Annotated in this window: 1 protein-coding gene; it reads left to right on the forward strand. The window is 71.1% G+C overall.

Going from position 1 to position 4,496, the window contains the following annotated elements; genetic code table 11:
• Positions 1–51 precede the first annotated feature (51 nt).
• Positions 52–4,496 (forward strand): type I polyketide synthase (locus tag AB0G14_RS34765; RefSeq protein WP_357704886.1); only part of this gene is annotated, 4,445 nt, incomplete at its 3' end.

The raw sequence follows: 4,496 nt of genomic DNA on the forward strand, positions 1-4,496 counted from the left end.
CCGTCGCCGTTGGTGGATTGGGATGGCGGCGTGCGGTTGTTGTCGGAGCCGGTGGAGTTGGTTGCCGGTGGGCGGCCGTGGCGTGCCGCTGTTTCCTCGTTCGGTATCAGTGGCACGAACGCCCACGTGATCGTCGAGGCCCCGCCGGAACCAACGGCCCCGCTGGCCCCGTCGGCCGGGTCGGAGTCGTCCGCCGCACCCGGGCACCTCCTGACTCCGGTGCTGGTGTCGGGTGGTACCAGGGCGGCCTTGCGGGAACAGGCGGACCGGCTCGCGGACTGGCTGGAGCAGGAGGGTCGGGACGTGCCGCTGCCCGACGTCGCCCGAACCTTGGCGCTGTCGCGGGCGGCCCTGGATTACCGCGCCGTCGTGGTCGGCGACGACCGGGAGTCTGTCATCGCAGGTCTCCGCGCGGCCATGGGGGACAGCAAGGTCATCTCCGGGGCGGGCGGTGTCGTGTTGGTCTTTCCGGGCCAGGGCTGGCAGTGGGCCGGTATGGCCCGCGAACTGCTCGCCGTGTCGCCGGTGTTCGCTGACCGCCTGGCCGAATGCGACAAGGCCCTGGCGGCGCATGTCGACTGGTCCGTGGCAGATGTGCTGCTCGGCGACGATGACGACTGGCTGTCCCGGGTGGACGTCGTCCAGCCGGTGCTATGGGCGACGATGGTCTCGCTCGGCGCGGTCTGGTTGTCGTGGGGCCTGCCGGTCATGGGCGTCGTCGGCCACTCCCAGGGCGAGGTCGCCGCCGCCTGTGTGGCAGGCGGGCTCTCCCTTGCCGACGGCGCTCGTGTCGTGGTGGTGCGGTCCCGGCTGGTCAGGGAGCTTGCCGGCACCGGTGGGATGGCGTCCGTCGGTCTCAGCCGCTCCGACATCGAACCGCAACTGCCCGAAGGCGTGGAGGTCGCGGTTGTCAACAGCGGTTCCTCCACGGTGATCGCCGGTCCGGTCCCGGCACTGGAAGCGCTCGTTGAATCCTGGACGGGGCAGGGTGTGCGCGCCCGGCCGATCCCGGTCGACTATGCCTCCCACTCCGCTGCCGTCGACGCCGTCGGCGATCGGATCATCAGTGAACTCGACGGCCTCACCCCGCAGCCCTCGTCGATTCCGCTCGTCTCGACCGTGACCGGCGAGATCCTCGACACCGCCGGCATGGATGCGACCTACTGGCTGCGCAACCTGCGACAGACCGTGCGCTTCGACACCGCCATGCAGACCCAGATCGACCGCGGCGCCCGCGTCTTCGTCGAGGTCAGCGCCCACCCCGTTCTCGAACTCGCCATGGCCGAGCTCGTCGAGGCAGCCGCCGTCCCCGGCGTCGTCGTGCCTTCCCAGCGCCGAGACCGTCCGCAACGGCAGGATCTGCTGTCGGCTGCCGGGCGGGTCTGGACCGCAGGCGTCACCGTCGACTGGGCCGCCATCCTCGGCGCGGGGCAGACGCGCGCAGACCTCCCGACCTACGCCTTCCAGCACCGGCGGTTCTGGCTCACGCCCGCCACCACCACGGGCGAGCACAACCTCGACCACCCCGTCCTGACCGGCATCACTCGCACAACCGAGGACGAGCCCACCGTCTTCACAGGGCGAGTCGACCGCCACACCCTGCCGTGGCTCGACGACCACGCCGTCAACGGCATCACCCTCATCCCCGGCACCGCTCTCGTGGAATGGCTGATCCGCACCGGCGACGAACTCGGCCACAACCGCATCGCCGAACTGACGATCCATACCCCGCTCACCCTCGAGGACCAGACCGGGAGGCACATCCACGTCGTCTGCCACCCCACCCCGGCCGGCGACCACACCGCGCGGCTCTACAGCCGCTCCGGCCCCGACGATCCGTGGACCGAGCACGTCGAAGCGGTCCTCACCACCGGGGCCGACGGCGTACCGGCCGACGGGGGAGGCTGGCCGCCCGCCGGGACGCAACCGTTGCCGGTCGACAGTTTCTACGCCGACCTCGCGGCGGTCGGTTACGAGTACGGGCCGACCTTCCGGGGACTGCGCCAGGCGTGGCAGCTGGGCGACATCCTCTACGCCGAGATCACTCTGCCCACGGACGAACCGGACCGGCACAGTATCCACCCCGCGCTGCTTGACGCGGCCCTGCACCCGCTGCTGCTGGGCGGCGACCACACGACCACGTCGTTGCGCGTGCCGTTCGGCTGGGCCGGCGTCCAGCTCTACGCGACCGGGGCGGGGTCAGCTCGGGTCACCGTGACCCGTACCGGACCGGACACGGCAACGGTGCGCCTGGCCGACGACGACGGCCGGGCCATCATCCACATCGACGAACTACGACTGCGCGCGCTACCCGTCGGCGCGCTCCCCGGACCGGCGGCCGCGTCGCTCTCGGCCGTCACCTGGGTGCCGGCGGCCGCCACCACCGAGGACGACGCCGGCACCGTCGTGCTCGGCGGCGACGGCTACGCCGACGTGCCTGCACTCGTCGAGGCGGTGCGGGCCGGGGCTCCGGTTCCCGCCACGGTCACCGTCACAGCCGACGTCGAAGACGCGGATCCGGCCGACGCCGTCACCGCGACGCTCACGGTGGTGCAGCAGTTCATCGCGGCGCCCGAGCTGAACGACGTACGCCTCCGGATCGTTACCAGCGGTGTGAACGTCGCGCCCGGCGGGCACACCGACATGCGTGGCGTCACCGGCGCCGCCCTGTGGGGTCTCATCCGGGTCGCCCAGTCGGAGTTCCCCGGCCGGATCAGCATCGTCGACGTACCCGCCGGCGGCACCGTTCCCGCGTTCACCGAAGAGCAGGCGATCGTGCGCGCCGAGGGTGTCCTGGTGCCCCGCCTGGCCACCGTGGCTCCGGCGGTGACCGAGGCACCGTCCCTCGACAACGGTTGGGTCCTCGTCACGGGCGGTACCGGCGGCATCGCCGCCCTGCTCTCCGAGCATCTCGTTCATGCGCACGGGGTGCGGAAGTTGCTGCTGGTGAGCCGTTCCGGCCCGGACGCGCCGGGCGCGGGGGCGCTGACGCAGCGGCTGGAGTCGCTGGGCGCGACGGTACGGGTGGCCGCCTGCGACGTGGCAGATCGGACACAGCTGCAGGGCGTGCTCGATGACGTCGACCAGCTCGTCGGCGTCATCCACGCCGCCGGGGTGCTGGACGACGGTGTGCTGGAAGGACTGTCTGCCGAGCGGGTCGCGAACGTCCTGCGGGGAAAGCTCGGTGGTGCCCTGCTGTTGCACGAGCTGACGGCCGGCCGGGACCTGGCGCTGTTCGTCATGTTCTCGTCGGTCGCGGGCGTGCTGGGCAATGCCGGCCAGGGCGCCTATGCGGCGGCGAACGCCGGCCTGGACGGGCTCGCGGTGCACCGGCGCGAGTCCGGTCTGCCCGGCACGTCTGTGGCGTGGGGGCTGTGGGAGGCCGAGACCGCCATGACCCGCGGCCTGTCCCAGCGCGACCGCGGCCGCCTCGCCGGCCTCGCGATGCCGACCGGCGAGGCCCTCGCCCTGTTCGACGCCGCCCTCACGAGCACCGAACCCGTCGTCGTCGCCGCGCGTCTCGACCGCACCAGCCCGCATCCCCTGATCACCGGCCGCTACGGGCGTCGCCCCAACCGCCGGGCCATCACCACGGCCAGCGCAGAGGGACAGGTGAACGAGTTCGCCGGCCTGAGCCCGGCGCAACGGCAGCGCCGGTTGCGTGACCTGGTGCGTGCCCACGTTGCCGGCGTCCTCGGCCACGGCAGCCCCGAGGCGGTCGACCTGGACCGGCCGTTCAAGGAGGTCGGCTTCGACTCGCTGACCGCCGTCGACCTGCGCAACCGGCTCGCCGCCGCGGTGGGGAAGACCCTGCCCGCCACCGTCGTCTTCGATCACCCGACGCCCACCGCACTTGCTCGACACCTTGACGAGGTATTGGGCGGTGAACCCGTGGCGGCTCCGGTGCTCGTCGCGCCACCCGCCCATGTCGGAGTGGCGGGGGACTCGCTCGCCATCGTGGGTATGGCCTGTCGTTTCCCGGGTGGGGTGGATTCGCCCGAGGATTTGTGGCGGGTGGTTGTCGAGGGCCACGATGTTGTCGGGGAATTTCCGGTCGATCGTGGTTGGGCGGTTGACGGTTCCTTCGCTCGGGTGGGTGGTTTTCTCGGCGGAGCTGCGGATTTCGACGCGGAGTTGTTCGGTGTCTCGCCGCGTGAAGCCCTGGCGATGGATCCGCAGCAAAGGCTGCTTCTCGAGGTTTCCTGGGAGGCCCTGGAACGCGCCGGCATTGCGCCTGATTCTTTGCGTGGTTCCCTGACGGGTGTGTTCGTGGGCGTGATAGGTCAGGAATATGGCCCGCGGTTGGGTGAGGCCGGTGCCCAGGTGGAGGGTTACGGGTTGACCGGTGGTGCGGTGAGTGTGGCCTCGGGTCGTATCGCTTATGTGCTTGGCCTCGAAGGTCCGGCGGTGTCGGTGGATACGGCGTGTTCGTCGTCTCTGGTGGCGTTGCATTTTGCGGGTCAGGCGTTGCGGGCGGGGGAGTGTGACCTGGCGTT

The organism is Micromonospora sp. NPDC023814 (assembly GCF_040639595.1).
Taxonomy (GTDB): domain Bacteria; phylum Actinomycetota; class Actinomycetes; order Mycobacteriales; family Micromonosporaceae; genus Micromonospora.